Annotated in this window: 24 protein-coding genes, 2 tRNA genes and 1 pseudogene; 20 read left to right on the forward strand and 7 right to left on the reverse strand. The window is 76.5% G+C overall.

Annotated elements, in window-relative coordinates; translation table 11 throughout:
• Nucleotides 1-12: 12 nt before the first annotated feature.
• Nucleotides 13-2,169, reverse strand: coding sequence for a hypothetical protein (locus WAB14_RS05720; RefSeq protein WP_340268249.1), 2,157 nt, complete (start codon nt 2,167-2,169; stop codon nt 13-15).
• A 127-nt stretch (nt 2,170-2,296) separates the two neighbouring features.
• Between WAB14_RS05720 and WAB14_RS05725 the strand changes: the two genes are divergently transcribed.
• Both WAB14_RS05725 and WAB14_RS05730 read left to right on the forward strand, forming a co-directional pair.
• Nucleotides 2,297-2,368 (forward strand) — tRNA-Gln (locus WAB14_RS05725).
• A 70-nt stretch (nt 2,369-2,438) separates the two neighbouring features.
• Nucleotides 2,439-2,511, forward strand: a tRNA-Glu gene (locus WAB14_RS05730).
• Between the two features lie 223 nt (nt 2,512-2,734).
• Here the strand turns inward: WAB14_RS05730 and WAB14_RS05735 are convergent.
• A pseudogene (locus WAB14_RS05735) lies at nt 2,735-3,448 on the reverse strand (IclR family transcriptional regulator); the annotation flags it as partial.
• A 101-nt stretch (nt 3,449-3,549) separates the two neighbouring features.
• Between WAB14_RS05735 and leuC the strand changes: the two are divergent.
• From leuC to murA, 5 genes are all read left to right on the forward strand, one after another.
• Nucleotides 3,550-4,962: a 3-isopropylmalate dehydratase large subunit gene (gene leuC, locus WAB14_RS05740; RefSeq protein ID WP_340268251.1), complete on the forward strand. Its 1,413-nt coding sequence runs from the start codon at nt 3,550-3,552 to the stop codon at nt 4,960-4,962.
• Nucleotides 4,963-4,997: 35 nt separating this feature from the next.
• Nucleotides 4,998-5,594 (forward strand): 3-isopropylmalate dehydratase small subunit, encoded by a 597-nt coding sequence (gene leuD / locus WAB14_RS05745; RefSeq protein ID WP_340268253.1) that lies wholly within the window; start codon nt 4,998-5,000, stop codon nt 5,592-5,594.
• Nucleotides 5,591-6,400 (forward strand): methyltransferase domain-containing protein, encoded by an 810-nt coding sequence (locus WAB14_RS05750; protein WP_340268255.1) that lies wholly within the window; start codon nt 5,591-5,593, stop codon nt 6,398-6,400. The genes leuD and WAB14_RS05750 overlap by 4 nt, the downstream gene beginning before the upstream one ends.
• Nucleotides 6,401-6,478: 78 nt before the next feature.
• Entirely contained in the window at nt 6,479-7,681 is a 1,203-nt protein-coding gene (locus tag WAB14_RS05755) for an HU family DNA-binding protein (RefSeq protein ID WP_340268257.1), read from the forward strand.
• A gap of 79 nt (nt 7,682-7,760) precedes the next feature.
• Nucleotides 7,761-9,077 (forward strand): UDP-N-acetylglucosamine 1-carboxyvinyltransferase, encoded by a 1,317-nt coding sequence (murA, locus tag WAB14_RS05760; protein ID WP_340268259.1) that lies wholly within the window; start codon nt 7,761-7,763, stop codon nt 9,075-9,077.
• 3 nt (nt 9,078-9,080) lie between these two features.
• On the opposite strand, the gene cofC is transcribed toward murA, so the two are convergent.
• The gene (cofC, locus tag WAB14_RS05765; RefSeq protein WP_340268261.1) at nt 9,081-9,737 is read right to left on the reverse strand and encodes a 2-phospho-L-lactate guanylyltransferase; all 657 of its coding nucleotides are present in this window, start codon (nt 9,735-9,737) and stop codon (nt 9,081-9,083) included.
• Between the two features lie 51 nt (nt 9,738-9,788).
• Here cofC and WAB14_RS05770 point away from each other — a divergent pair, with 51 nt between their 5' ends.
• Nucleotides 9,789-10,553 (forward strand): lysophospholipid acyltransferase family protein, encoded by a 765-nt coding sequence (locus tag WAB14_RS05770; protein WP_340268263.1) that lies wholly within the window; start codon nt 9,789-9,791, stop codon nt 10,551-10,553.
• Nucleotides 10,550-11,560: an NAD(P)H-dependent glycerol-3-phosphate dehydrogenase gene (locus WAB14_RS05775; protein WP_340268265.1), complete on the forward strand. Its 1,011-nt coding sequence runs from the start codon at nt 10,550-10,552 to the stop codon at nt 11,558-11,560. Before WAB14_RS05770 ends, WAB14_RS05775 begins: the two co-directional genes overlap by 4 nt.
• A gap of 12 nt (nt 11,561-11,572) precedes the next feature.
• On the opposite strand, the gene WAB14_RS05780 is transcribed toward WAB14_RS05775, so the two are convergent.
• Nucleotides 11,573-12,784 carry a trans-sulfuration enzyme family protein gene (locus tag WAB14_RS05780; RefSeq protein ID WP_340268267.1) on the reverse strand — a complete coding sequence of 404 codons (1,212 nt, stop codon included), beginning with the start codon at nt 12,782-12,784 and terminating at the stop codon, nt 11,573-11,575.
• Nucleotides 12,785-12,846: 62 nt separating this feature from the next.
• Here WAB14_RS05780 and WAB14_RS05785 point away from each other — a divergent pair, with 62 nt between their 5' ends.
• Nucleotides 12,847-14,037, forward strand: coding sequence for a D-alanine--D-alanine ligase family protein (locus WAB14_RS05785; protein WP_340268269.1), 1,191 nt, complete (start codon nt 12,847-12,849; stop codon nt 14,035-14,037).
• A gap of 2 nt (nt 14,038-14,039) precedes the next feature.
• Here the strand turns inward: WAB14_RS05785 and WAB14_RS05790 are convergent, their stop codons facing one another.
• Complete coding sequence (locus tag WAB14_RS05790) at nt 14,040-14,510, reverse strand: DUF3515 family protein (RefSeq protein ID WP_340268271.1); 471 nt, start codon at nt 14,508-14,510, stop codon at nt 14,040-14,042.
• Entirely contained in the window at nt 14,489-14,722 is a 234-nt protein-coding gene (locus tag WAB14_RS05795) for an Lrp/AsnC family transcriptional regulator (protein ID WP_340268273.1), read from the reverse strand. Before WAB14_RS05795 ends, WAB14_RS05790 begins: the two co-directional genes overlap by 22 nt.
• Nucleotides 14,723-14,790: 68 nt before the next feature.
• On the opposite strand from WAB14_RS05795, the gene WAB14_RS05800 reads away from it, so the two are divergent.
• Complete coding sequence (locus WAB14_RS05800) at nt 14,791-15,870, forward strand: thiamine-phosphate kinase (protein WP_340268275.1); 1,080 nt, start codon at nt 14,791-14,793, stop codon at nt 15,868-15,870.
• A 34-nt stretch (nt 15,871-15,904) separates the two neighbouring features.
• On the opposite strand, the gene rpmB is transcribed toward WAB14_RS05800, so the two are convergent.
• Nucleotides 15,905-16,090 (reverse strand): 50S ribosomal protein L28, encoded by a 186-nt coding sequence (gene rpmB, locus WAB14_RS05805; protein WP_340268277.1) that lies wholly within the window; start codon nt 16,088-16,090, stop codon nt 15,905-15,907.
• Nucleotides 16,091-16,326: 236 nt separating this feature from the next.
• Here rpmB and WAB14_RS05810 point away from each other — a divergent pair, with 236 nt between their 5' ends.
• The 9 genes from WAB14_RS05810 to WAB14_RS05850 all read left to right on the forward strand — a co-directional run bounded on the left by WAB14_RS05810 (nt 16,327) and on the right by WAB14_RS05850 (nt 25,614).
• Nucleotides 16,327-17,928 carry a DAK2 domain-containing protein gene (locus WAB14_RS05810; RefSeq protein WP_340268279.1) on the forward strand — a complete coding sequence of 534 codons (1,602 nt, stop codon included), beginning with the start codon at nt 16,327-16,329 and terminating at the stop codon, nt 17,926-17,928.
• Entirely contained in the window at nt 17,925-20,195 is a 2,271-nt protein-coding gene (locus WAB14_RS05815) for an ATP-dependent DNA helicase RecG (RefSeq protein WP_340268281.1), read from the forward strand. Before WAB14_RS05810 ends, WAB14_RS05815 begins: the two co-directional genes overlap by 4 nt.
• Nucleotides 20,192-20,773, forward strand: a complete 582-nt coding sequence (gene rsmD / locus WAB14_RS05820) for a 16S rRNA (guanine(966)-N(2))-methyltransferase RsmD (RefSeq protein WP_340268283.1) — start codon at nt 20,192-20,194, stop codon at nt 20,771-20,773. The genes WAB14_RS05815 and rsmD overlap by 4 nt, the downstream gene beginning before the upstream one ends.
• Nucleotides 20,774-20,784: 11 nt before the next feature.
• Complete coding sequence (gene coaD, locus WAB14_RS05825) at nt 20,785-21,285, forward strand: pantetheine-phosphate adenylyltransferase (protein ID WP_340268285.1); 501 nt, start codon at nt 20,785-20,787, stop codon at nt 21,283-21,285.
• A gap of 157 nt (nt 21,286-21,442) precedes the next feature.
• A complete protein-coding gene (locus WAB14_RS05830; RefSeq protein ID WP_377002436.1) occupies nt 21,443-22,069 on the forward strand; it encodes a YceD family protein in 627 nt (208 codons plus the stop codon).
• A gap of 1 nt (nt 22,070) precedes the next feature.
• Nucleotides 22,071-22,268: a 50S ribosomal protein L32 gene (gene rpmF / locus WAB14_RS05835; RefSeq protein WP_336922810.1), complete on the forward strand. Its 198-nt coding sequence runs from the start codon at nt 22,071-22,073 to the stop codon at nt 22,266-22,268.
• A gap of 44 nt (nt 22,269-22,312) precedes the next feature.
• Nucleotides 22,313-23,038, forward strand: a complete 726-nt coding sequence (gene rnc / locus WAB14_RS05840; RefSeq protein WP_340268289.1) for a ribonuclease III — start codon at nt 22,313-22,315, stop codon at nt 23,036-23,038.
• Nucleotide 23,039: 1 nt separating this feature from the next.
• Nucleotides 23,040-23,960, forward strand: a complete 921-nt coding sequence (gene mutM, locus WAB14_RS05845; RefSeq protein WP_340268291.1) for a bifunctional DNA-formamidopyrimidine glycosylase/DNA-(apurinic or apyrimidinic site) lyase — start codon at nt 23,040-23,042, stop codon at nt 23,958-23,960.
• 97 nt (nt 23,961-24,057) lie between these two features.
• On the forward strand, nt 24,058-25,614 hold the full coding sequence (locus WAB14_RS05850) for an HNH endonuclease (RefSeq protein ID WP_340268293.1): 1,557 nt from the start codon (nt 24,058-24,060) through the stop codon (nt 25,612-25,614).
• Nucleotides 25,615-25,681: the final 67 nt, after the last annotated feature.

A 25,681-nucleotide genomic window follows, 5' to 3' on the forward strand; every position in this document is an offset into this window, starting at 1 on the left:
CGGTCTCGCGGCTCAGGGTGACGTCAGGGGCACGACCCACGCCTGGACCGTGAGCGGCCGGCTGCTCGTCGGCGGCTCCTCGAGCAGCCTCGCAGGCTCGCTCGTCGCGAGGTCGACGACAGGCTGGGCGGTCACCCCGGTGGCGTCGGCGACCTGCTGCGCGCTCGCCTGGTCCCCGACGAGCACGACAGGTGTGGCGCCGTTCGCCCGCGCTCCGGCCGCGGCGCGCGCGAGGACGGAGCCGAGGTCCTCCCCACCACCCGGCTCGGCCGGCGGCTCGATACCGACGAGCGGGACCCCGCACAGGGCCCGGACCACCGGGGCCCACTCCACGCGCGCCCGGAAACCGACCGTGAGGACGGCAGGGTCCGGCCCCGCGGCCTCGAGGGCCCCGCACACCTGCCGGGCGGCGTCGACCTGACCCACCTCGGTGCGCTCGAGCGCGACCGGTGCCGTCGCGAGGGCGGTCGGGACCAGGAACGACAGCGCGAGGCCGCTCGCCAGCAGGGGCCGGGCCGCGCCACCCCCGGCTCGTCGTGGCAGCCAGCGGGTGAACGCGACGAGGGCCGCGACCGCGCACAGGACGACGAACGGGTACGTGACGGTGACGTAGCGCCGGTCCGCCCACGGGTGGTCCGGCGTGATCGCCGGGCGGTAGAGGCTGACGAGGGTGACGGCGAGCCCGACGACGAAGGGCAGCACCCACCCCGGCAGCGGCCGGCGTGTCAGCACCGCCCGGGCGCCGACCACGGTGAGCGCGACGGAGGCGACGGCCGCGGCGAGGACGGTCGCGGGACCCAGCCACCACACGAGCCACGTCACCGAGTCCTCGGCGTAGGTCCGCGTGCCGTCGAGCACGAGGCCCTGCTGCTGCTGGAGCGCCTCGACGAACGTGTCCTGCCCCGGCAGGTAGGGCTCGCGGGTGTCGACGAGCCACAGGGGTCGGCTCGCGAGAACCAGCCAGGCGGCGGCGACGACACCGCCGGACGCGAGCGGCAGCCGGACCGCGGCCCACGAGGCCCAGGTGGGCGGTCCCGCGTGCCAGCGGTCGGCGAGCACCCGCCCCGCCGCGAGCGCGAGCAGCGACACCGCCAGCAGGAGCGCTCCGGCGACGACGAGCGGTCCCAGCGAGCTCATGACGGAGGCGATGTAGGGCGAGGACCACCACCTCGTGGCCAGCGCGGCGGGGACGCCGCTCGCGAGGGCCCCGACCGCCAGGGGCACGGCGGCCGGGTGCCGCCTCCCGGCGAGCAGCGCGACCGCGGGCACGAGCAGCACGAGCTCCCGGACGGCGTCGATGCGGACGAGGAGGTTGGCGCCGAGCAGCACACCGGCCACGAGGCCGAGGAGGCGCCCGTCGCGGGCCCGCGTCGCGTCGACCGCCGCGACGAGCAGCGCGGCGCCCGTCATGAGGTAGAGCAGGGAGAACGGCTCGGAGAAGGTCTGCCGGGCGACGAGCGCCACGGGCTGCGCGAGCGCGAGCAGCGCGACCGCGAGCGCCGCGCCCCACCCGCCGAGCAGCCGGTGGCCGAGCGCCCCCACCGCGCACAGGGCGAGACCCGTCGCGAGGGCCGGCAGGAAGGCCATCGCAGGCCACCCGGCCACCCACCAGCCGAGCGACAGCAGGGCGGGGACGCCGACGAGGAACTGGGGCTCGACCCGGAGGGTCGGCTGCCCGTCGACGACCGGTCCGGCGACGGAGTAGTTGGCGGCGGCGCTCACGCGCACCCAGGGGTCGGTGGCCTGGAGCCCGAACACCTCGAGCCCGGGGTCGAGCGGCACGCCACCGACGCGCGCGAGGGCGAGGGCGTACGTCGCGTACGCCCCGGGGTCGCGCCGGACCACGACGTGCTCCCCCGAGGCGGCGACGCCCCACACCACGGTCAGGACGGCGACCGCGGCGACGGCCGCCGCCACCGGCCAGGGGACGCGGGGCAGCCGGAGCGCGGGCAGGACCGCGGCGGCGAGCGCCGCCCCCGCGAGCACCCCCGCGGTGGCCGTCCACCAGGACCACGCCCCGACCTGCTGCGCGAAGGCGGCCGCCAGCATCACCGGGAGCGCGACCAGCGCGACCCCCGCCGGCACCAGGAGGAGAGCCGTCGTGCCGGCCCGGTCGGTGCCTCCGGTGCGGGCCGCCGCCGCGCCGTGAACCGGCGTCCCAGTCGCCACTGCGTCCCCACCCGTCGTCCGTCCGGCGTGCGGGCCGAGCGTAGGGGCACGGGACGGCGGTTTTGGACCGCCCCCCGCGGTCGGCTACCCTCGTGCACGTCGCGCCCGCCCGTCGGGACGGCACCCATGGGGTATGGGGTAATTGGCAGCCCGGCTGATTCTGGTTCAGCTAGTCTAGGTTCGAGTCCTGGTACCCCAGCTCAGGAGGGCACCGCCCGGGGCATGGTCCCGCGTGCGGTAGTCTTCACCGGCCCGGTCAGGGCACCTAGGGCCCCGTCGTCTAGCGGCCTAGGACGCCGCCCTCTCAAGGCGGTAGCGCCGGTTCGAATCCGGTCGGGGCTACACGGGACGAAGGCCCGCTCCAGCCGGAGCGGGCCTTCGTGCGTCCGGGGGGCTCTCAGCGGGCGAGCGGCCGGACGACGCCGGCTGCCGGCCGGGGAGCCAGGGTGGCCGGGTGCTCGGGGCGGTGCTCGGGGCGGACGGTGCGCGCGGTCCGGTACGCCGGCGGTGCAGGGGGCAGGGGGCCGACGCTCGCGGTCTGCGGCGCCGCCGCGACGCCCTCGCCGCCGGCGCGGCGCAGCGCCTCGGTGAGCCGGTTCGCGGCGGCCATGACCGCGGCGGCGTGCATGCGGCCGGGCTGGCGCGAGAGGCGCTCGATGGGACCGGACACCGAGATCGCGGCGATGACGCGACCCTGCGACCCGCGGACCGGCGCCGACACGGACGCGACGCCGGGCTCGCGCTCGCCGACGGACTGAGCCCAGCCCCGCCGCCGCACCTGCGACAGCGTGGTCGCCGTGAAGCGGGCTCCGATGAGGCCCTTGTGGAGGCGGTCCGGCTCCTCCCACGCGAGGAGCACCTGGGCGGCAGAGCCGGCGAGCATCGTGAGGGTCGCGCCGACGGGGACGCTGTCGCGCAGGCCGCTCGGCCGCTCGGCGGCCGCGACGCACACGCGGTGCTCGCCCTGGCGCCGGTACACCTGCGCGGACTCGCCCGTGTGGTCGCGCAGCGCCGCCAGCACGGGCTGCGACACGGCGAACAGCCGGTCCTCGCCCGCCGCGGCGGCGAGCTCCGCCACCCGGGGGCCGAGGACGAAGCGGCCGTTGCCGTCGCGGGCGACGAGCCGGTGGTGCTCGAGCGCGACCGCGAGGCGGTGGGCGGTCGGGCGTGCGAGGCCCGTGCTCTCGACGAGCTGGGCGAGGGTCACGGGGCCGCCCTCGAGGGCGCCCAGGACGACGGCGGCCTTGTCGAGGACGCCGACTCCGCTACTCTTGTCCACGAGTCGATACTGCCGTCTCGTCACGTGGGATGGCAAGGCATCCTGCCGAAGACGTCAGGACAGGACGACAGCGACCGGGACGGTCGCGGGAGGTGGCACCGATGGGCCGGACGCTCGCAGAGAAGCTGTGGGACGCGCACGTCGTCCGCAAGGGGGAGGGCGACGAGCCGGACCTGCTCTACATCGACCTCCACCTCGTCCACGAGGTGACGAGCCCGCAGGCCTTCGAGGGCCTGCGCCTCGCAGGTCGGCAGGTGCGTCGCCCGGACCTCACGATCGCGACCGAGGACCACAACGTCCCGACCGACCTCGGCGTCACCCGCCAGACGCTCATCGCCGACCCCGTCAGCCGCACCCAGGTCGACACGCTGCGCAGCAACTGCGAGGAGTTCGGGATCCGGCTGCACCCGCTCGGCGACGTCGACCAGGGCATCGTCCACGTCGTCGGCCCGCAGCTCGGCCTCACCATGCCGGGGATCACCGTCGTGTGCGGCGACAGCCACACCTCCACCCACGGTGCGTTCGGGGCGCTGGCCTTGGGTATCGGCACGAGCGAGGTCGAGCACGTCCTCGCCACCCAGACCCTGCCGCTGCGGCCGTTCCGCACCATGGCGATCACCGTCGACGGCGCGCTGCCCGAGGGCTCGACGGCGAAGGACGTCATCCTCGCCGTCATCGCCCGGATCGGGACCGGCGGCGGCCAGGGCTACGTGCTGGAGTACCGCGGCGAGGCGATCCGCAGCCTGTCGATGGAGGCGCGGATGACGATCTGCAACATGTCGATCGAGGCCGGCGCCCGGGCGGGCGTGATCGCCCCGGACGACACGACGTTCGCCTACCTCCAGGGCCGCCCGCACGCGCCGCAGGGCGCGGACTGGGACGCCGCCGTCGAGTACTGGCGGACGCTGCGGACCGACGACGACGCCGTCTTCGACGAGGAGGTCGTGCTCGACGCCGCCGACATCGAGCCGTTCGTCACGTGGGGCACGAACCCGGGGCAGGGCGTCCCGCTGTCGGGGTCGGTGCCCGACCCCGAGCAGATGAGCGAGCCGACGGCGCGTGCGTCGGCGGAGAAGGCGCTCGCCTACATGGCGCTGGAGCCCGGCACGCCGATGCGGGAGGTCAAGGTCGACACCGTGTTCATCGGCTCGTGCACGAACGGGCGCATCGAGGACCTGCGCGCCGCGGCCGCGGTCGTGCAGGGGCGGCACAAGCACCCGGACCTGCGGGTCATGGTCGTCCCGGGGTCGGCGCGCGTCCGGTTGCAGGCCGAGGAGGAGGGCCTCGACGTCGTCTTCAAGGAGTTCGGCGCCGACTGGCGCGGCGCCGGCTGCTCGATGTGCCTCGGCATGAACCCGGACCAGCTGTCGCCGGGGGAGCGGAGCGCGTCGACGTCGAACCGCAACTTCGAGGGCCGGCAGGGCCGGGGCGGCCGCACCCACCTCGTGAGTCCTCTCGTGGCGGCCGCCACGGCCGTCCGCGGCACGCTGTCCAGCCCCGCCGACCTCGACTGACCCCGCCCGTTCCCGGACCGACCGGAGGCACCGCGATGGAACCGTTCACCACCCACACCGGCACGGGCGTCCCGCTGCGCGCGAGCAACGTCGACACCGACCAGATCATCCCCGCCGTCTACCTCAAGCGGGTGTCCCGCACGGGCTTCGAGGACGGGCTCTTCTCCGCCTGGCGGCAGGACCCGGGCTTCGTCCTCAACCAGGAGGCGTACCGCACGGGCAGCGTCCTGGTCGCCGGCCCCGACTTCGGCACGGGGTCCTCCCGCGAGCACGCGGTGTGGGCCCTCAAGGACTACGGCTTCCGCGCCGTGCTGTCGTCGCGGTTCGCCGACATCTTCCGAGGCAACGCCGGCAAGCAGGGCCTGGTCGCGGGCCGGCTCGCGCAGGAGGACGTCGAGCTGCTGTGGAAGCTGCTCGAGGAGCAGCCGGGCCTCGAGGTGACGGTGGACCTCGAGGCGCGCCAGGTGCGCTGCGCCGACGTCGTCGCGACGATGGAGGTCGACGACTACACGCGCTGGCGGCTCATGGAGGGCCTCGACGACATCGGTCTGACGCTGCGGCACGAGGCAGAGGTCGCGGACTTCGAGGGGCGCCGCGAGGCCTGGCGCCCGACCACGACGCCGGTCGGGTGAGCCGGGGCGCCGGCACGACGGACCCGGCGTTCGACGGGGCGCTCTACGCCGCCCACACCGCCCACCACCGCGCCCACGACGACGAGGTGCTCGACGCGGTCCCCTGGCGGACCGGGCTGCGGGTGCTCGACGTCGGGTGCGGCGTGGGCGACCTCACCCGGCACGTGGCGGACCGCGTCGCGCCCGGTGGTGAGGTGCTCGGGATCGACGCGTCCTCGTCCCAGGTCGCGGTGGCGCGGGACGGCGATGCCGTGGCCGGGCTGCGCTTCGAGGTGGCGCGGGCGCAGGAGCTGGACGCCGTGGTGCCCGACGGGTGGGCGGACGTCGTGCTGAGCGTCGCGACGCTGCACTGGGTGCCGGAAACCGACCAGGCGCTCGTCCACCGTCGCCTCGCGACGGCTCTGGCCCCGGGCGGCCTGCTGCGCATCGACATGGGCGGGGCGGGCCAGGTGGCGGCGGCCCGCGCGGTCCTCGACGAGGTCGCGGCCGGGCACGGCGTCGCGCCGGCGACGTGGTTCTTCCCCGAGGCGGAGGAGCTGGCGGGGCTCGTGCGAGGGGCGGGGCTCGAGCCGCTCGACGTCGAGCTGGTCCGCCAGCGCCGACGGCTGCCCGACGCGCGCGCCGTCGAGGGCTGGCTGCGGAGCCAGGTGCTCGTGGGCTACGGGCGGGGCGACGTCCGGCCGGAGGCCGTGGAGGCGTTCGCGGCGGACGCGGTCGCGCGCGCGGTCGCGCGGCTGCGGCGCGCGGACGGCAGCTACGACCAGGACTACGTGCGCGCACGGGCGCTCGCGCGACGCCCCGCCTGACCCGGATGCCGTGGACCGGGCGACGCCCGGGCCGTAGCGTGACCCGGGCCAGCCCACCGTCGACGCCAGGAGGCACCCGTGAACAGGAGCGACCTCGTCGCCGCGATCGCCGAGCGGATCGGCGACAAGAAGAAGGCCAAGCAGGCCGTCGACGCATTCGTCGAGTCCGTCACGGATGCCGTCGCCCGCGGCGAGAAGGTCGCCGTCAGCGGCCTCGGCACCTTCGAGCGCGCCTACCGGGCGGCGTCCGAGGGCGAGCCCGTCGACGTGGCGGGCGTCCAGGTCCCGCGCTTCGAGCCGGCCAAGGGCTTCCGCGTCCTCGTCGACGAGGCCCGCCACCTGGGCGAGCAGGCCATCGCCGTGGCCGCTGCCGCCGTGGCTGAGGGCAAGAAGGGCGGCAAGGTCTCCAAGATCGCGAAGAAGGCGCAGGTCAAGGCCGAGAAGCAGTACGGCGCGAAGGCGCGTCCGAAGCCGTCGACGCAGCCCGTGCCCGTCGTCGCCACCGAGGCCTCGCCCGCGCGGAAGGCGGCCGAGGCCCGCGACGGCGGAGCGCCCGGAGGTGGCCCGGTCGCGACCGGCGACACCACGCCCGCGAAGAAGGCGACGGCGAAGAGGACGACGGCGACGAAGGCCACGCCCGCGAAGAAGGCGACGGCGAAGAAGACGACGGCGAAGAAGACGACGGCCACGAAGGCCACGCCCGCGAAGAAGTCGACCACGAAGAAGACGACGGCGACGAAGGCCACGCCCGCGAAGAAGACGACGGCGACGAAGGCCGCGCCCGCGAAGAGGTCGACCACGAAGAAGTCGACAGCGAAGAAGACGACCGCGAGGACGACCGCGGCGGCCGCTCCTGCGACGGCGACCGGGACGGCGCGGGCCACGGAGGCGGCGACCACCGACTCCGCGACCGCGACGCGCCCGCCCGTCCCGTCCTCGTCGGGTGGGAGCCCGGCGACGTCCTCGACCGCGACGCGCAGCTCGGCGAAGCGCACGCCCACGACACGCACCCCCGCGAAGCAGACGGCCGCGAAGCAGACGGCCGCGAAGCAGACGGCCGCGAAGCAGACGGCCGCGAAGCGGACCACCGCCACGCGCACTCCTGCGAAGCGGACCCCGGCGACACGGACCGGCGCCCCGGCCCGTCGCCCGGCCGTCCGCCCGGCGGCGCAGCCGTCCTCGAGCCCGGCGGCCGCGACCGGTGAGGACGACACCCCGTCGTCCACCCCGTCGTCCACCCCGTCGTCCACCCCGACCGCCGGCACCGGCGGGGGCGCCTGAGGCCGCCGCTGTGCCGGTCCGGACGGACACGGGAGCGGTCGCGGTCGGCGGGCGGGCGCCGATGGTCCACCATGGGACCGTGACCGACACGCTCATCGTCCACGGGGGCTCGCCCCTCAACGGGCGCATCCGCCTGCGGGGTGCCAAGAACTTCGTGTCGAAGGCGATGGTGGCCTCGCTGCTCGGGCACACGCCGAGCCGGCTCCGCAACGTGCCGGCGATCCGCGACGTCGGCGTGGTCACGGGTCTCCTCGAGCTGCACGGCGTCTCGGTCCACGACCAGGGCGAGGACGGCCTCCTGCTCGACCCCAGCGAGGTCGAGCGCGCCCACAGCGCCGACATCGACGCCCACGCCGGCACGAGCCGCATCCCGATCCTCCTGTGCGGCCCGCTGCTGCACCGCCTCGGGGAGGCGTTCATCCCCGACCTCGGCGGCTGCCGCATCGGCGACCGGCCCATCAACTACCACCTCGAGTCGCTGCGGCGCTTCGGCGCCGTCGTCGACAAGCTCCCGGGTGGCGGCATCCGCATCACGGCCCCGGACGGGCTGCGCGGCACCAAGATCGAGCTGGAGTACCCCAGCGTCGGGGCGACCGAGCAGGTCCTGCTCACCGCCGTGCGCGCGGAGGGCGTCACCGAGCTCAAGAACTCCGCCATCGAGCCGGAGATCCTCGACCTCATCGCGGTGCTCCAGAAGATGGGCGCCATCATCAGCGTCGACACCGACCGGGTCATCCGCATCGAGGGCGTCGACCGCCTCGAGGGCTACGACCACTACGCGCTCACCGACCGGATCGAGGCCGCGTCCTGGGCGTGCGCCGCGCTCGCGACGAAGGGTGACGTCTTCCTCGAGGGCGCCACGCAGCCCGAGATGATGACGTTCCTCAACGTCTTCCGGAAGGTCGGGGGCCGCTTCGACGTGCGGCAGGACGGCATCCGCTTCTGGCACCCCGGCGGCGACCTGTCGTCCATCGTCCTCGAGACCGACGTCCACCCCGGCTTCATGACCGACTGGCAGCAGCCGCTCGTGGTGGCGCTCACGCAGGCCAGCGGGCTCAGCATCGTCCACGAGACCGTGTACGAGCAGCGCTTCGGGTTCACCGACGCGCTGCGGGAGATGGGCGCGACGATCCAGGTGTACCGGGAGTGCCTCGGCGGCGCGCCGTGCCGGTTCGGGCAGCGGAACTTCCTCCACAGCGCCGTCGTCTCGGGCCCGTCGAAGCTCCACAGCGCCGAGATCACCGTCCCGGACCTGCGCGGGGGCTTCAGCCACCTCATCGCGGCACTCGCGGCCGAGGGCACGTCGAAGGTCCACGGCATCGGGCTCATCGACCGCGGCTACGAGCACTTCGGCGACAAGCTCGCCGCGCTCGGGGCGATGGTGGAGCGCGGCTGACGGTCAGCCCGCGTCGCGGGCGGGACCGGCGACGACCGCGCGGGTGCGCGGCCCGGCGCCGTGCGCGAGGACGGCGTCGAGCTGGTGGGCGGTGTCGACGTCGTGCCGCAGGGCCCACGGCACGTCGGTGAGCACGTGCGCGACCACGGCGTGACGGCCCGCCGAGCCCGCACCGAACGACGGGGTGAGCACGGCGGGGGACGCCGCGGCCAGCAGCGTCGTCCCCGTTCCGTCCGCGTCGGGCACCGTCACCTGACGCGCCCCCGAGGCCAGGGCGTCGGCACACGCCGCGAGCCCCAGGCGCACGTCGTCCGCCGTCAGCGCCGGCAGGTCGGCGAGCAGCACGGCGCAGGGCCGCTCGGGCGCCTGCCGGCCCGCTGCCTCCAGCCCCGCCCGGAGCGCCGCCGCGAGGTCGGGTCCGGGATCGGCGACGACGGTCGCCCCGAGGGCCGCGTGCTCCGCGGCCGCTCGCGCGTCGCCCGTCACCACCAGGACGCGCTGCACGACCCCGTCCGCGGCGGTGACGGCGGCGACGGTGTCGAGCGCGACGGCGCGGGCCAGGGAGATGCGGTCGGGGACGGCGAGCCGCGACTTCGCGGAGTCGCCGCCCTTGACGGGCAGGACGACCGTCCAGCCGGGAGCCGCGCGGTCCGTCGCCATCGCCGCGCATCGTCCCACCCGCCCGAGCGCACGGGTGGTTAGGGTGACGGCGTGAGCACCCGCCGCGAGACCGACACGCGGCTGGGGTGGGGCTACCGGCTCGTCCTCGCCGTCTGCATCCCCCTCCTGCGCCTCACGACACGCCGCGACTGGCGCGGTGCGGAGAACCTGCCGGCCGAGGGGGGCCTCGTCCTCGTCTCGACGCACGCGAGCGAGGTCGACCCCCTCACCCTCGGTCACTGGGTGCACGCGCACGGCCGGGTCATGCGCTACCTCGTGAAGTCGAGCCTGTTCCGGGTGCCGCTGCTCGGGGCGATCCTCCGCGACGCGGAGCAGATCCCCGTCCACCGCGGGGGTGGTGACGCCGCCGAGGCGTTCCGCTCGGCGGTCGCCGCGGTGCGCCGGGGCCTCATGGTCGTCGTGTTCCCGGAGGGCACGCTCACGCGGGACCCCGACCTGTGGCCGATGCGCGGGAAGACCGGCGCGGCCCGCATCGCGCTGGAGACCGGCGCCCCCGTCGTCCCCGTGGGGCAGTGGGGCCCGCACCGTCTGCTGCCCCGGTACGGCCGGGTGCCGCGCCCGTTCCCCCGGAAGACCGTCCACGTGTGGGCCGGCCCGCCCGTCGACCTCGACGACCTGCGCGGTCGCCCGCTCGACCAGGCCGTCCTCACCGAGGCGACCGACCGCATCATGCGCGCGCTCACCGCCATCGTCGCCGAGCAGCGGGGCGAGACGCCACCGACCGTCCCCTTCGACCCGAAGGCGGCAGGGGTGCCGGAGACGGGCCGCTGGACCGGCCGCGAGGAGCGAAGATGAGCGCACGGCCGCGCGTCTGCGTGCTCGGCAGCGGGTCGTGGGGCACCACCTTCGCCGCCGTCACCACCGACGCCGGCTGCCCGACCACGGTGTGGGGGCGGGACCCCGAGATCGTCCGCTCGATCGCGAGCGACCACGCCAACCCCCGCTACCTGCCCGGTGTCGAGCTGCCGGAGGCGCTCACGGCCACCACCGACGCGGTCGGCGCGGTGTCGGGAGCCGACGTCGTCGTCGTCGCGCTGCCGTCGAAGGTGCTGCGTCGGACGGTCGCCCCGCTCGCGGCCCACGTTCGTCCCGACGCCGTCCTCGTCTCGCTCTCCAAGGGCGTCGAGCACGGCAGCGACCGGCGCATGAGCGAGGTCGTCGCCGAGGCCGCCGGCGTCGGGCGCGACCGGGTCGCCGTGGTGAGCGGACCCAACCTCGCCCGCGAGATCGCCGCGCGGCAGCCGACCGCGACCGTCGTCGCGGCGACGACGCCGGAGGTCGCGGAGCAGGTGGCCGCGGCCTGCTCGACCGACTACTTCCGCCCGTACACGAACACCGACGTCGTCGGGGTCGAGATCGCCGGGGCGATGAAGAACGTCATCGCCCTCGCCGTCGGCATGGCCGTGGGGCTCGGGATGGGCGACAACTCCCGGGCCTCGATCATCACGCGGGGCCTCGCCGAGACGGCGCGGCTCGGCGCCGCGCTCGGCGCCGACCCGCAGACGTTCGCCGGGCTCGCGGGCATGGGCGACCTCGTCGCGACGTGCACCTCGCCGCTCAGCCGCAACCGCACGTTCGGGGAGGAGCTCGGCCGCGGCTCGACCGTCGAGGAGGTCGTCGCCCGAACCCGGCAGACCGCCGAGGGCGTCGTGTCGTGCGGGTCGCTGCTGCACCTCGCCCGCTCCCTCGGCGTCGACGTCCCCATCACCGAGGCGGTGACGGCCGTGGTCTCGGGTGGCCTGCGCCCGGAGGACCTCGCGAGGCTGCTGCTCTCGCGGGCCCGCAAGCCCGAGGTCGAGTAGCAGCCGGGGCCCTCAGCCCCGCTCGAGCGACCGGTCGAGGGCCTGCTCGAGGTCCCGCCACAGGTCCTCGACGTCCTCGATGCCCACCGACAGCCGCAGCAGCCCCTCGGGCACGCCCAGCGGCTCCGCAGGGTGCCGGCGGCGTCGCTCGACGAGAGACTCCACCCCGCCGAGGCTCGTCGCGTGCACCCACAACCGCGTCGCGGCCGCCACCCGCTCCGCGGCGGCGGCGTCGGCGAGGTCGAGGGCGAGCAGCGTCCCGGGGCCGCGCATCTGCTCCGTCGCGAGCGCGTGGCCGGGGTCGTCGGCCAGCCCCGGGTAGCGGACCCGGCGGACCGCGCGGTGGCCGCGCGCCCGTCCGGCGAGCACGTGGGCGCTCGCCTGGGCCCGCTGGAGCCGGACGTCGAGGGTGCGCAGGCCCCGCAGGCCGAGCCACGCCTCGAAGGGCCCCGGCACGGCGCCCGTGCGGGTGCGGTGCTCCCGCAGGCGCTCCGCGAGGTCGCCGTCGCCGGCCACGACGGCGCCGAGCAGGACGTCGCTGTGGCCCGACACCGCCTTCGTCAGGGAGTGGACGGCGAGGTCCGCGCCGAGGGCGAGCGGGTTCTGCAGGAGCGGGGTCGCGAAGGTGCTGTCGACGGCGACCAGCGCACGGCGGCCGTCCGCCGCCGTGGTGGCGGCCCGCTCGACGGCCGCGCGGACGGCGCGCACATCGGTGAGCTCCATCGTGGGGTTCACCGGGGTCTCGAGCCACACGAGGTCCGCGCCCTGGGCCGCCGCCGCCTCGAGCGCGCCGGGGAGGGCGGGGTCCACCTCGACGACGTCGACGCCGCGGGTGTCCCGCAGGTGGCGCAGGAGCGCGACCGTGCCGGAGTACGCACGGGACGGCACGACGACGCGGGGCCGGTGCGCGCCGGGTGCGGTCGTGTCGGCTGCACGTGCGGCGGCGCGCGCGAGCGCGACCTCGACCCCGGCGGTGACGGCGGCGATGCCGGACGCCAGCAGCACGGCCTCGCCACCCTCGAGCTCCCCGAGCGCCGCCTCGAGCGCCTGCCACGTCCCGGTGCCGCCGCGGGCGTAGCTGCGGACCGAGGGGTCGGCCATCCCGTCGGGCCCGGTGAGGGCGTGGTACGTGCTCGACAGCTCGACGGACGGGTTGAGAGGTCCCCCGCCGACAGCAGGCGGGCGACCGGCGTGCACGAGTCGGGTGGCGGGGGAGTCGGGCACGGGCGCCAGCGTAGGTGGCGCCTCGCCGGGCACGGCCGCCCCGGCCGTTAGCCTCGCCGTCCATGAGCGACAGCGGTACCCGGCGGCCTCGCGTCGCCGTCCTGTTCGGTGGCCGCTCCGGCGAGCACGGCATCTCGTGCGTCACCGCGTCGGGCGTCCTCGCCGCACTCGACCGTGACCGCTACGACGTCGTCGCCGTCGGCATCACGCGCAGCGGCGCCTGGCTGCTCGTCGACGACGACCCGTCGGCCTGGCGACTGCGGGGCCGTGAGCTCCCGGAGGTGACGGCGGCCTCCGCGGTCGCGCCCGGGCACGTGCTGAGCGCGACCGACACCGAGCGCCAGGGGCTCGTGCGGGTGCCCGAGTCCGGGTCACCGGTCGCGGTGGGCGACGTCGACGTCGTGCTGCCGCTGCTCCACGGGCCCTACGGCGAGGACGGCACCCTCCAGGGCCTCCTCGAGCTCGCGGGCACCCGGTACGTCGGCTCGGGTGTGCTCGCGAGCGCCGCGGGGATGGACAAGCACACGATGAAGGTCCTGCTCGCGCACGCGGGCTTCGAGGTCGCCGACTGGGTGCTGCTGCACCCGCGGGACTGGCGCACCGACCCCGCAGGCGTCCTCGGGCAGGTACGCGACGTGGTCCTCGGTCGCGCGGCTCCCGGCACACCCGTCTTCGTCAAGCCGTCCCGTGCCGGCAGCAGCCTCGGCATCGGCCGGGTCGCCCTCGACGGGCCCGACGCGCAGGCCGCGCTCGTCGCGGCGCTCGAGGCGGCGGCGGAGCACGACCCGCGGGTCGTCGTCGAGGTCGGCGTCGCCGGGCGCGAGATCGAGTGCGGGGTCCTGGGGGCGCCGGACGGGGGGACGCCGCGGGCCAGCGTGTGCGGGGAGATCGTCGTGCACGGCGACGGCTTCTACGACTTCGAGGCCAAGTACCTCGACGGGTCGCGGGTCGACCTCGTCGCGCCGGCGGACCTGCCCGACGAGGTCGCAGCGGCGGTCCGCGACCGGTCCGTCGAGGCGTTCGAGGCCCTCGGCTGCGAGGGGCTCGCGCGCGTCGACTGGTTCGTCGAGCCCGGTGGGGACGCGGCGGGCCCGGGCGGGGCACGCCTGCTGCTCAACGAGGTCAACACGATGCCGGGGTTCACGTCGACGTCGATGTACCCCGTGCTGTGGGAGCGGACCGGCGTGACGTACCCCGAGCTCGTCGACCGCCTCGTCCGGTTGGCGCTCGAGCGGCCGGTCGGCCTGCGGTAGCCCTAGGACGACAGGCAGGCCGCCTCGACGGGTAGCGCGGCCACCGCGGGACCGACGTCCGGCAGCACGGACAGCGTCGCGGGGCCGTAGGTGGCGGGCACCTCGACCTCGACCGCCGGTCGGCGGCCGTACGTCGTGAGGATCGCGCCGCTGTCGTCGGAGGCGAGCAGCACCCAGTCGACCACCGAGCCGTCGGACGCCTCCACGCTCACGCACTCCCGGGACGTCGGACCGGTCGGCGTGACGCCGCAGCGCAGCAGCACGGCCGGCTCGCCCCACGCGGCGGTGCCGGCGCCGCTCGTCTGCCTCGCCTGGGCGTCCGCGACGGTCCGGGGGAGGGCCGCGAGGAGCTCGGCGCAGGCCGGGTCGGTGGCCTCCGGTCCGGCCTCGACGGCGAGCGGGCCGGTGCAGCCGGCGAGGACCAGCGCGGCGAGCGCGGCGAGCGGCAGCCTCAGACGTGGACCACGGGGCACGTGAGGGTGCGGGTGATGCCGGCGAGCTCCTGGATGCGCGCGACGACGAGCCGGCCCAGCTCGTCGAGCGTCTCCGCCTGGACCTTCGCGACGACGTCGTAGGGACCCGTCACGTTCTCCACCGACACCGTCTCCGCCATGTCGCGGATGGCGTCGGACACGCTGCCGGCCTTGCCGACCTCTGTCTGCACGAGGATGTACGCCTGGACCACGCGCCGACCGTACCGCGACCGACCAACGCCGGCCCCACGGTGCCGACCGCCCACCCGAGGAGCCGCCCGTGCCCGAGCCGACCGTCGCCGACGTCGGGGAGGACGCCCTCGTCTCCGCCGTGCTCCGGACCCTCACCGCCTCGGGGTCCCGCGACCCGGAGCCCGGCCCCCGGGTGGTCGTGCCGCCGGGGGACGACGCGGCCGTCGTCGCCGACGCGGGTCCCGTCGTCGTCACGACGGACACGCTGGTGGTGGGCGTCGACTTCCGGCTCGACTGGTCGTCGGCCGCCGACGTCGGCCGCAAGACGGTCGTCCAGGTGCTCGCCGACGTCGAGGCGATGGGGGCGCGCCCCACGGGCCTCGTCGTCTCGCTGACGGCACCGGGCGACCTGCCGCTGTCGTGGGCGACCGGCCTCGCCGCGGGGCTCGGGGAAGGGGCGGCGGCCGCGGGTGCCGCGGTGCTGGGCGGAGACGTCGCGGAGGGCCCGGTCACCGTCGTGACAGGCACGGGTCTCGGCGTGCTCGACGGTCCGGCGCCGCCGGTGACCCGCGCCGGAGCCCGGCCGGGGGACGTCGTCGCGCTGCTGCCGCTGCCGGGGCGGCCCCTCGGGGCGTCCGCGGCGGGGCTGGCCGCGCTCTCGGCCGGTGTCGGGACGCTCGCCTCGCCGGAGGCGCCGGCGGACTGGGACGCCGGGGCGAGGGAGGCCCTCACGACGTGCCTGGCGGCCCACCGCGCGCCCGTGGTCGACCACCGTGCAGGCGCCGTCGCGCGCGCTGCGGGGGCCACGAGCATGATCGACGTGAGCGACGGCCTCGTGAGGGACGTGCTGCGGGTGGCGCAGGCCTCCGGGGTCGTCGTCGACCTCGACGGCGCCGCCCTCTCGCCCGGGGACGACCTGCGGGCGCTCGCGACGGCCCTCGACCCCGCCGACCGCGACCTGGCGCGGCGGTGGGTGCTGACGAGCGGGGAGGAGCACGCCATGCTCGCGACCTTCCCCGCCGGCGCCCTGCCGCCGGGGGCGCACGTCGTGGGCGCGTGCCGCGAGCCCGCCGCGGGGGAGCAGCCGGGCGTGCTCGTCGACGGCGCCGACCCCGCGCCCCTCGCCGGCGCGACCGGGGGCTGGACGCACTACGGCCGCCGTCCCTGAGGGAGCGGCGGCCGTGGAGCGGGTGGCGCTGGGGTCAGCGCGCGACCTTTCCGGCCTTGAGGCAGGAGGTGCAGACGTTCATCCGCTTCGGCGTCGCGCCCACGAGCGCACGGACCCGCTGGATGTTCGGGTTCCAGCGCCGCTTCGTGCGGCGGTGCGAGTGGGAGATCGAGTGTCCGAAGCCGGGGCCCTTGCCGCAGACGTCGCAGGTGGCAGCCACGGGATTCTCCTCGAGTACAGGTGTCAGGGGCCCGCGTCGGGCCTCCTCGGGCGGTTCCGGTCCTCCCCGTGGGACCGGGGGCCGGTGCATGAGCCCCCCGGGGTCCGGCAGGCAACCACGACAGGGTAGCGGACGCGCAGCCCGTGTCCGAACCCGCGGACCCGCCGAGGCCCGGGGCTCGCCGGGGACCGCGGACCACAGGGGACGTGTCCCACCCGGTCCGTATCCTGCCGGGCATGGCGGACGGCGCGGTGCGACCCGACGCCGTGGGGGCGGGTGAGGCCGCCGGGCTCGGACCCGTGCGGCTCCTCGACTGGGCGCACCTCGTCGCCGACCGGCTCGAGGCGGCCCGGCCGCGCCTCGACGCGCTCAACGTCTTCCCGGTCGCCGACGCCGACACCGGCACGAACCTCTCCCTCACCGTCTCCCGGGGCCTCGCGCGGGCCCTCGCGGGCGACGACGTCGACCCGCGGCGCGCGCTCCTGCTCGAGGCGCGCGGCAGCTCGGGCGCCATCGCGAGCCAGCTCGTGCGCGGCTGGGCGGACGTCCTGCTCACGCCCGAGGACGGGGTGCGTCCGCTCGACGCGCCCGGTGGGCTGGTCCCGCGCGTGGTGGCGGCCGCCCTCGCCCGGGGTGACGAGCTCGCCCGGCAGGCCGTCGCCTCCCCCGTCGAGGGGACGGTCCTCAGCGTCTCGCGGGCCGCGGCCGACGCGGCGGGCCACGTGGCGACGTCGGCGGGCGCCACGACGCACGAGGTCGTCGCCGCCGCCGTCGCCGCTGCCCGCGAGGCTCTCGCGCGCACCCCGTCGCAGCTGCCCGTCCTCGCCGCCGCCGGCGTCGTCGACTCGGGTGCGGCCGCTCTCGTCCTCGCCCTCGAGGCCCTCGAGGAGGTGGTCACCGGCGCCGCTGCCCCCTCAGCGGACGCCGCACCGCGGCTCCCGCACGCGCACGGGGCACCCGGTGCCGACCTCGACCCGGACGGCCCGGCCTACGAGGTGATGTACCTGCTCGAGGGCGACGGGTCCGGCGACGGGTCCGGCGACGGGTCGGGCGACGGGTCGGGTGTCGGCGACCGCCTGCGGGAGCTGCTGTCGGCGCTCGGCGACAGCGTCGTCGTCGTGGGCGGGGGTGGTCTGTGGCACGCCCACGTCCACACCGACGAGCCCGGCGCCGCCGTCGAGACCGCCCTGCCCCTCGGCCGACCCGCCGAGATCCGCATCACGCACTTCCTCGCGGCGTCGCGGTCGACCCCGGGGCCGGCACCGGTCGGGGGCGAGCGGGACGAGCCCGGGCCGCGGGTCGACGTGCCGCGGGACGTCGTCGTGGTCGCGTGCGTGCGGGGCGGGGCGACGGCCGCCGCGTGCCGCGACGCGGGCGCCGTCGCGTGCTCGCCCGAGGAGCTCGACGGCACCGTCCGGGGGCTGACCGAGCGGTCCGGGGCCCACGTCGTGGTGCTCCCCGGCGATCCCGACGTCCCCGCCCCGGACGGCGTCGAGTCGCTGCCGACGTCGTCGCCGGTGCAGGTCCTGGCCGCCCTCGCGGAGGGCGTGCCGACCGGGTCGGAGGACGTCGGCCGCCTGCGTGCGGCGGTCGCGGCCACGCGCCACGCGCGCGTCGACACCGACGACGTCGACGCCGCGGCGGCGCTCGTCGCCTCGCTGCTGCCGGGTGAGGGCCCGGCCGCCGAGCTCGTCGTCCTCGTCCCTGCCGAGGGGCGGCGCGAGCTGGCCGACGCGGTCGCCGACGCGGTCCGCGTGGGGCGCGAGGTCGAGGTCCACGTGCTCGGTGGTGGCCACCCGGCCCCGCCCGGGCCGCTGCTGTGGGCGGGAGCCGAGTGAGCGCGTCCGCCGCCCCGGGCCCGCCGCGCTCGCGGCTCGACACGCCGCTGTCCCGGGAGCTCGGGAAGAAGGCCGCCGACCGGCTGGAGACCCTCGGGCTGCGCAGCGTCGCCGACCTGCTCGAGCACTACCCGCGGCGCTGGACGCGGCGGGGCGACCTCACGTCGTTCGACGGCCTGCGCGAGGGAGAGCACGTCACGGTCCAGGCGACGGTCGCGAAGGCGTCGACACGGGCGATGCGCCACCGCAGGGGGACGATCACGGAGATCGTCGTCCGCGACGGTGCGGGTCGCGAGATCGACCTCGTGTTCTTCAACCAGAGCTGGCGGAAGGAGCAGCTCGCTGCGGGGACGGTCGGCTTCTTCTCCGGCAAGGTGAGCCGGCGCGCCCGCCGGCTGCAGCTGCTGCAGCCGGACCTCCTCCTCGGTCGGGGCGCCGCCGGCGCGGCGGACGGCGAGGCCGACGCCTTCGCTGCGGCGTTCGCGGGCGGGCTCGCGCCGGTGTACCCGGCCAGCGCCCGGGCCCAGACGTGGCACATCGGCAAGGCCGTCGGGCAGGTCCTCGACACGCTGCGCGACGAGGACGTCCCCGACCCGGTGCCCGCCGACGTCCGCGCCCGTCACGGGCTGCTGCCGCGGGCGGCTGCGGTGCGGGCCATCCACCGACCCGCCGACGAGGCCGAGCGCGACGCCGGCGAGCGCACCCTGCGGTTCACCGAGGCCTACGTGCTGCAGGCCGGCCTGCTGCGGGCCCGGGCCCGGGCGCGACTCGTGCCGGCCACCCGGTACGGGCGCCACGCCGACGACCTCCTCGCCCGCTTCGACGCCGCCCTGCCGTTCCCGCTCACGGCGGGGCAGGAGCGGGTCGGGCACGACCTCGAGGCGGAGCTCTCGTCCGGCACGCCCATGCAGCGGCTCCTGCAGGGCGACGTCGGCTCGGGGAAGACCCTCGTCGCACTGCGGGCGATGCTCACCGTGGTGGGGGCGGGGGGACAGGCGGCGCTCCTCGCGCCCACCGAGGTGCTGGCCGCACAGCACCACCGGTCCCTCACCGCCCTCCTCGGCCCGCTCGGGCGCGCCGGCACCCTCGACGGCGACCCGGACGGCACCCGCGTCACCCTCCTCACGGGGTCGATGCCCGTCGCCGCCCGGCGGAAGGCGCTGCTGGAGATCGTCACCGGCGAGGCGGGCATCGTCGTCGGCACGCACGCGCTGCTGTCGGAGACCGTCGAGTTCGCCGACCTCGGCATCGTCGTCGTCGACGAGCAGCACCGGTTCGGCGTCGAGCAGCGCGACACCCTGCGCGCCCGCGGGGTGAGCGTGCACGTCCTCGTCATGACGGCCACCCCGATCCCGCGGACCGTCGCGATGACGGTCTTCGGTGACCTCGACACCTCCGTCCTCGACGAGCTCCCGGCCGGGCGGCAGCCGGTCGCCACGCACGTCGTCGCCGTCGCCGACCACCCGGCGTGGATCGAGCGGGTGTGGGCCCGGGTGCGGGAGGAGGTCGACGAGGGCCGGCAGGCCTTCGTCGTGTGCCAGCGCATCGGCGCCGACGGCGGTGTGGAGGACGGCGACCAGGAGCCTGCGGTCGCCGAGCGCGGCGAGCGCGCCGAGCGCGACGAGAACGACGAGGACGACGCGCCGAGGCCGCCCGCGGCCGCGGCCGTCGACGTCCACGAGGCGCTGCAGGCCGAGCCCGCGCTCGCCGGTCTGCGGATCGGTCTGCTGCACGGGCGCATGAGCAGCGAGGACAAGGACGCCGTCATGACCGCCGTCCTCGCCGGTGAGGTCGACGTGCTCGTCGCGACGACCGTCGTCGAGGTCGGCGTCGACGTCCCCAACGCCTCGGTCATGGTCGTGCTCGACGCCGACCGCTTCGGCGTCAGCCAGCTCCACCAGCTGCGCGGCCGGATCGGGCGCGGGGGGCACGCCGGGGTCTGCCTCCTCGTCACCGGCCTCCCGGCGCCGTCCGACGGGCGTGAACGGCTCGACGCCGTCGCCTCGACCACCGACGGCTTCGCCCTCGCCCGCTTCGACCTGCAGGCGCGCCGGGAGGGTGACGTGCTCGGCTCCGCGCAGTCGGGGGCGCGCTCGTCGCTGCGGCTCCTGCGGGTCGTCGACGACGTCGACGTCATCACGACGGCCCGCGAGGAGGTGGCCGCGCTGCTCGTCGAGGACCCCGAGCTCGACCGGCACCCCGAGCTGCGCGAGGCCGTCGACATCGCGCTCGCGGGCGGGCGCGAGGAGTGGCTGGCGAGGGGATGAGGATCGTCGCGGGCACGGCGCGCGGCCGGCGGCTGGCCGCGCCACGGGGCTCGGGCACCCGCCCGACGAGCGACCGGACCCGGGAGGCGCTCTTCGCCCGGCTCGACGCATGGGGAGCGGTCGAGGGGGCCCGGGTGCTCGACCTGTTCTGCGGGTCCGGGGCGCTCGCGCTGGAGGCCCTGAGCCGCGGTGCGGCCGAGGCGACGGGCGTCGAGGCCGACCGGGCCGCCGCGCGCCTGGCCCGCGACAACGCCGCCGGTCTCGGGCTGCCGCTCGTCGTCGTCGCCGATCGGGCGGAGCGCTGGCTCGGCGGCGCGCAGGCCGAGGGGCCGTGGGACCTCGTCCTCCTCGACCCGCCGTACGACCTCGGCGAGGGTGCGCTCGCCGCGGTGCTCGGGGCCGTCGCGGAGCGGTGTTCCCCGGGGGCCGTGGTCGTCGTCGAGCGGTCCGCTCGCAGCCCCGAGCCGACGTGGCCCGCCGGGCTCACGCCGCTCGAGCCGCGCACGTACGGGGAGACGACCGTGTGGTTCGCCGAGCCGCCGGACGCGGACCGGTCGGCGCCGCCCGGCGACGGGTAGCGTCGGCGCACGTGGACGCCGCCCCCCGCCTCGCCGTCTGCCCCGGCAGCTACGACCCCGTGACCGTCGGGCACGTCGACGTCATCACCCGCGCGAGCCGGCTGTTCGGCGTCGTCGTCGCGGCCGTCGTGCACAACCCCGCGAAGGGCGGGCTGTTCGACATCGACGAGCGAGCCGCGCTGCTGCGGGAGGTGCTCGGCGCGGACGCCGCGACCGCGGCCGTCCGGGTCGACGTCGTCAGCGGCGGCCTGCTCGTCGACTACTGCCGTTCGGTGGGGGCCGACGCGGTCGTCAAGGGGCTCCGCAGCGGCACCGACTTCACGTACGAGCTGCCGATGGCCCTCATGAACCGTCACCTCAGCGGCCTGGAGACGGTGTTCCTGCCGGGCGAGCCCCGGTTCGAGCACGTGTCGTCCTCCCTCGTGAAGGAGGTCGCCCGGCACGGCGGGGACGTCTCCGACCTCGTGCCGGCACCCGTCCTCCGGCCGATGCTCGAGCGGCTGCGGGCCTGACCTCGGGAGGACGCCGACGACGGGTTTGGGACGTCGGCCCCCCGGGCGGTACCTTTGGCGGCTGGACCTTCGCCTGCCACGTGCGCGGGGGCACCACGTGCTGCGCCGGAGGTGCAGCCCACCAGCACCGACGCCCCCGTCCCAGGAAGGCACCACTGTGACACCGACGGTGCGGCAGCCGCGGCTCGACCCGCGCGCGCCGCTTGTCCTCGACACGCGCGAGCTCGGCCGACGGCCGGGCACGATGCGCGAGGTCCGGCGCACCGTGCCCGCGCCCACCGACCTCGGCAACGGCGTCATCGGCGTCCCGCAGGAGGGCAGCCTCGAGCTCGACCTCCGGCTCGAGTCCGTCATGGACGGGGTCCTCGTGAGCGGGACGGTGTCGACGGTCGCCGAAGGCGAGTGCGTCCGCTGCCTCGACCCGGTCCGCGAGGACGTCGTCGTCGACGTGCAGGAGCTGTTCCTCCACGAGCCGCCGGAGGAGGGCGACGAGGCCGAGCTCCCCCTGCTCGACGGGGACCTCCTCGACCTCGAGCCGACGGTCCGCGACGCGCTCGTGCCCGCCCTGCCGTTCCAGCCCGTCTGCGAGCCGGACTGCCCGGGGCTGTGCTCCCGCTGCGGCGCCCGGCTGAAGGACGACCCCGACCACGGCCACGAGGAGCTCGACCCCCGGTGGTCCGCCCTCGCCGGCCTCACCGACACACTGGGCGGCACCGACGCCCAGGCCGACACCGCGGCGGCAGCCCCTGCCGACCCGGACCGCCCACAGGAAGAGAAGAGCTGACATGGCCGTCCCGAAGCGCAAGATGTCCCGCAGCAACACCCGCTCGCGCCGGGCCAACTGGAAGGCGGCCCCGATCACGCTGACCACGTGCCCCCAGTGCCGCTCCGCGCGTCGCCCGCACCAGGCGTGCCCGACGTGCGGCGCCTACGACCAGCGCCGGTACACGGAGGCGCTGCGCGGCGAGTCCGAGCAGGCCTGAGGCAGGGGACGACGGGCGGTCCCCGCGCGGTCGGCGGGCCGGCCGTGGCCCCCGACGGCGCCGGGCTGCCCCGGACGCTGAGCCCCGGGCAGCGGTCGCTCGCCGACGCCCTCGGCGTCGAGGTGAGCGCGCCGGGGCTCCTGCGTGCCCTCGTCCACCGCTCGTGGGCGTACGAGAACGGTCCCGCCGGCACCAACGAGCGCCTCGAGTACCTCGGCGACGCCGTGCTCCAGCTCGCGGTCACCGAGGAGCTGTACGCCCGTCACCCCGACGCCGACGAGGGGCTCCTGTCCCGCATGCGCATCGCCGTGGTGAGCCGGCCCGCGCTCGCCGAGGTCGGTCGCACCCTCGGCGTCGGCGAGGCCATGCTCCTGGGGCGCGGCGAGGAGCGGACCGGGGGACGCGATCGCGACTCGCTGCTCGCCGACACCGTGGAGGCGCTCATCGGGCTGGTGCACGTCGAGCGCGGCCGGGAGGCGTCCCGCGAGCTCGTGCTCCGCATCATGGCGCCGCTCCTCGCCACCGCCCACGACACCGGGGTCGAGCACGACCACAAGACGACCCTGCAGGTGCTCGCGGCGGAGCGCGGGCTGACCCCACCCCGCTACGAGCTCGAGCACGAGGGCCCGCCCCACGACCCGCGCTTCCGCGCACAGGTGCGCTGCGGCGACGACGCCGACCCGCTCGGCGTGGGCGAGGGGCGCAGCAAGAAGGTCGCCGAGCAGAGGGCGGCCGCGGCGGCCGTGGCGGCGCTGCGCGCGGCGGACTGACGTGCCGGAGCTGCCCGAGGTCGAGAGCGTCCGGCGTGGCCTCGCCGGGCTCGTGGTCGGTCGCCGCGTGGTCGATGTCGAGGTGCTGCACCCGCGGCTGGTGCGCCGCCAGCCCGAGGGTCCGGCGGGGTTCGCCGGGCTGCTGCGAGGTCGGGCGCTGGGGGAGCCGCGGCGCCGCGGCAAGTTCCTGTGGCTGCCGCTGCGGCCCGGGCACGGGACGGGGTCGCCGACCGGGCCGGACGGGTCGTCGGGCCGGCACGACGCGCTGGTCGTCCACCTGGGGATGTCGGGGCAGGTGCGGGTGGTCCCGGCCGACGACCCCGTGCACCCCCACACGCGCGTCGTCGTGCGGCTCGACGACGGCGCCGGGCTCCGCTTCGTCGACATGCGGATGTTCGGTCGGCTCGAGGTGGACGAGCTCGTCCCGACGGTCGACGTCGTGGGCGACACCGTGCCGTCGCTCGCCGTCCACATCGGTCGGGACCCGCTCGACCCCGCCTTCGACGACGCCGCGTGGGTGGAGCGCCTGCGCGTGCGTCGTACCGGTCTCAAGCGGGCGCTGCTCGACCAGACGCTCGCCTCGGGCATCGGCAACATCTACGCGGACGAGGCGCTGTGGCGTTCGCGGCTCCACTGGGCGCGGCCCACCGAGACGCTGCCGCGCGCTCGGGCGCGGGAGCTGCTGGGGCACGTCCGCGACGTCATGAGCGCCTCGATGGCCTCGGGCGGGACGTCGTTCGACGCGCTGTACGTCGACGTCAACGGGGAGTCGGGGTACTACGCGCGCGACCTCGCCGTGTACGGCCGCGAGGGGCAGCCATGCCTGCGCTGCGGCTCCCCGGTGCGCCGCGACGCGTGGACGAACCGCTCGTCCTTCACGTGCCCGGCGTGCCAGCCGCGCCCGCGGCGCGCGCGTCCCTGACCGGCGGCTCCTCGGCGCCGGCGGGGGTTGTGTCCGGGGGGTGGGGGAGCGTCCGTGGTGTCCGGCAGGGCGTCGGACGGGGCCGCGGGGGTGAGGCATGACGGGTGGTGCACGCGTCGCGGTGCCGGTCGTCGACGGCCCGGTCGTCGACGGGCCGGTCCTCGACGGGCCGGTCGTCGACGGCGACGACCTCGCCGACTCGGTCGCAGCAGGCGCCCTGCGGACCGCGAGCGCGTCGGTACGGGCGCGAGCCGCCGTCGAGGCCGCCGAGCTGCAGGCCCTCGCGACGCTCGTCCGCGTCCGTCGCGAGCAGGCGCTGGCCGAGGACCCGCGCGTCGACCTGGAGCTCGTCGAGCAGTGCGTGGCCACCGAGGTGTCGCTCGCCCTGTCGTTGTCGCAGGGCGGCGCCCGGGGCCGCGTGGCGCTCGCGGAGGAGCTCCTGCGCCGCAGGCCCGCGACCTTCGCGGCGATGCTCGCCGGCCGTGTCGACCTGGTCCGTGCCCGTCGGGTCTGCGACGCCGTGCGGCACCTGCCGCTGACGCCCGTGCGTGGTGACGCGGCGCTGGGCATGGCCGGCCACGAGACCCTCGCCGAGGCGGTGGAGGCGGAGGTCCTGGAACCGGGCAGCGTCCCTGCCCTCGCGGACGCCCGACCCGGTCGGCCCGCCGGCGAGCTGAGCCCGCCGCAGCTCACCGCGCGGTTGGCCCGTCTCGTCCACCGCGCCGACGCCGCCGGTGCCGCCGAGCGCTGCGAGCAGGCGCAGGAGCGCCGCCGCTGCACCCTCGTCCCGGTCGAGGACGGCATGGCGCTGCTCCAGGTGCTGGGTCGGGCGGACCTCATGGCCGCGGCGTACTCCCGCCTCGACGGGACGGCCCGACAGCTCCAGCGGGAGGTGGCCGCGGCGGGCGGACCGAGGCGCACCCTGGACCAGACCCGCGTCGACGTGCTGACCGCGATGCTGCTCGGCGAGTCCGACACCCTCGCCCGGGCGCGCGGGGTGCAGGTCGAGCTCGCCGTCGTCGCCCCGGCGGCCACGGTGCTCGGCGAGGCCCGCACGCAGGGGCCGGATCACTACGAGGATCCCGGTGAGCTGCTCGGTGTCGGCCCGCTGCCGGCGCCGCTCGTCCGCGAGCTCGCCACGACGACGTCGTGGCGCCGCTGGCTCGCAGACCCGCACGACGGCCACGTCACCGGGGTCGGGCGCCGCACCTACCGACCGAGCGCGGCCGTCGCCCGCTTCGTCAGGGCTCGCGACGGCGGGTGCGGCATGCCGCACTGCCGTCGGGCCGGGCCCAGGTCGCTCGACCTCGACCACGTGGTGCCGTTCGCCGCGGGCGGTGAGACCACGAAGGAGAACCTGCGGGGCGGCTGCCGCTGCCACCACCGGGTGAAGCACGCCCGCCACGCCGGCAGCGGGTTCACTGCGTCCCTCGCCCCCGACGGCACGCTGACGTGGACCACGCCGACGGGAAGCGTGCACGTCGAGCCGCCGACGTGCTGGCTCCGCGCCCCGTCGACCGGTCCGGAGCCCGGCGCTCTCGTCGGCCGTGACGTCGGCCGTGACGTCGGCCCTGCGGCCGGGTCGGTCGCTCGACCCCCGCCCGCGTCGCCGGCCCTCGAGCCGACCACCGACCCGGACCCACCGCCCTTCTGACGTGACGCGGGCGTCGCCCGCGGGCTCGTCGCTAGTGTGGGCGGGGACAGACTGTCGGACTCGGAGG

Origin of the sequence: Aquipuribacter nitratireducens (genome assembly GCF_037860835.1) — a bacterium.
In the GTDB taxonomy this organism is placed as follows: domain Bacteria; phylum Actinomycetota; class Actinomycetes; order Actinomycetales; family JBBAYJ01; genus Aquipuribacter; species Aquipuribacter nitratireducens.

What these genes read in the sequence shown, in the direction of transcription:
- rsmD (WP_340268283.1), top strand. Translation starts at nt 20,192, where the DNA reads ATGAGGATCGTCGCGGGCACGGCGCGCGGCCGGCGGCTGGCCGCGCCA.
- WAB14_RS05810 (WP_340268279.1), top strand. Translation starts at nt 16,327, where the DNA reads ATGGCGGACGGCGCGGTGCGACCCGACGCCGTGGGGGCGGGTGAGGCC.
- WAB14_RS05850 (WP_340268293.1), top strand. Translation starts at nt 24,058, where the DNA reads ATGACGGGTGGTGCACGCGTCGCGGTGCCGGTCGTCGACGGCCCGGTC.
- leuC (WP_340268251.1), top strand. Translation starts at nt 3,550, where the DNA reads ATGGGCCGGACGCTCGCAGAGAAGCTGTGGGACGCGCACGTCGTCCGC.
- cofC (WP_340268261.1), bottom strand. Translation starts at nt 9,737, where the DNA reads ATGGCGACGGACCGCGCGGCTCCCGGCTGGACGGTCGTCCTGCCCGTC.
- leuD (WP_340268253.1), top strand. Translation starts at nt 4,998, where the DNA reads ATGGAACCGTTCACCACCCACACCGGCACGGGCGTCCCGCTGCGCGCG.
- WAB14_RS05785 (WP_340268269.1), top strand. Translation starts at nt 12,847, where the DNA reads ATGAGCGACAGCGGTACCCGGCGGCCTCGCGTCGCCGTCCTGTTCGGT.
- WAB14_RS05775 (WP_340268265.1), top strand. Translation starts at nt 10,550, where the DNA reads ATGAGCGCACGGCCGCGCGTCTGCGTGCTCGGCAGCGGGTCGTGGGGC.
- rpmF (WP_336922810.1), top strand. Translation starts at nt 22,071, where the DNA reads ATGGCCGTCCCGAAGCGCAAGATGTCCCGCAGCAACACCCGCTCGCGC.